Source organism: Psychrobacter sp. 1U2, from assembly GCF_051847575.1.
In genome coordinates, this window is the sequence record NZ_JBPYDC010001315.1 from 1 (window position 1) to 634 (window position 634).

At 47.0% G+C, this 634-nt stretch carries 1 protein-coding gene; it reads left to right on the plus strand.

The features are described from left to right. On the plus strand, positions 1-634 hold a 634-nt coding region (gene aroC, locus ACS8FD_RS21835), incomplete at both ends, for a chorismate synthase (protein ID WP_439277414.1).

Here is a 634-nt window from a genome sequence, read left to right on the forward strand (position 1 = left end):
TCCAGGTTTAGTATTATCTGCAGAAGATTTACAGGTAGATTTAGACCGCCGCAAACCAGGCACCTCTAAGTATTCAACCCAGCGCCGTGAGTCTGATGAAGTTGAGATTATCTCCGGTGTGTTTGAAGGTAAAACCACGGGTACGTCCATCGGTCTGCTTATTCGTAATACCAATCAAAAATCAAAAGACTATAGTGAGATTAAAGATACTTTTCGTCCTGGTCATGCTGATTATACTTATAGTATGAAGTATGGCTTTCGCGACTATCGCGGCGGCGGTCGCTCATCAGCCCGTGAGACAGCGATGCGAGTCGCGGCTGGTGCTATCGCTAAGAAGTATCTCCAAGAGCGCTTGGGTGTGCAAATCCGTGGTCATGTCACCCAAATTGGTAATGAATATAGTAACGTCACAGACCCAAGCCAGATCGATTGGGATTTTGTGAATAGTAATCCGTTCTTCACTGCTGACAAAGAGGCGGTTGGTCGCTTTGAGACATTAATAGATAGCCTACGCCGAGAAGGTACTAGCTGCGGGGCGAAGTTAGAAGTTATTGCCAGTGGCGTACCAGTCGGACTTGGAGAGCCTGTCTTTGATCGTTTAGACGCTGATATTGCCCATGCGATGATGAGCATC